1 protein-coding gene is annotated in these 243 nt (G+C 70.0%); it reads right to left on the bottom strand.

Translation table 11 applies throughout. The features are described 5' to 3' along the window. On the bottom strand, positions 1 to 166 hold a 166-nt coding region (locus ACTFO6_RS19530), incomplete at its 3' end, for a hypothetical protein (RefSeq protein WP_439935965.1). Positions 167 to 243 lie beyond the last annotated feature (77 nt).

Genomic DNA, 243 nt, shown 5'->3' with positions numbered 1-243 from the left:
GAATGGTGCAGTCCGCCTCCAGCTCGAAGCACCAGTAGCCCTCCGGGTGCTGGCGCGCGAGCAGCGCGTCGCGGGCGCGCTCGATGGCCGCCGAAAGTCTCCGGGCCTGCTCGGCGGCCGCGGGGGAAATCAAGTTCAGCCTGGATTTGAGATCAACGTGTCCCATACGCCTCCCTGGACGGGAAAGTCATTCCGCGACGGCGGCAGTCTCCCCGGAGCCCGCCGGCTCCCCCACGCCGCCGA

Origin of the sequence: Pelomicrobium sp. G1, from assembly GCF_051905455.1 — a bacterium.
In the GTDB taxonomy this organism is placed as follows: domain Bacteria; phylum Pseudomonadota; class Gammaproteobacteria; order Burkholderiales; family UBA6910; genus Pelomicrobium.
Note: the sequence above shows the minus strand (reverse complement) of the source record. Positions and strands in the feature narration are given on the sequence as shown.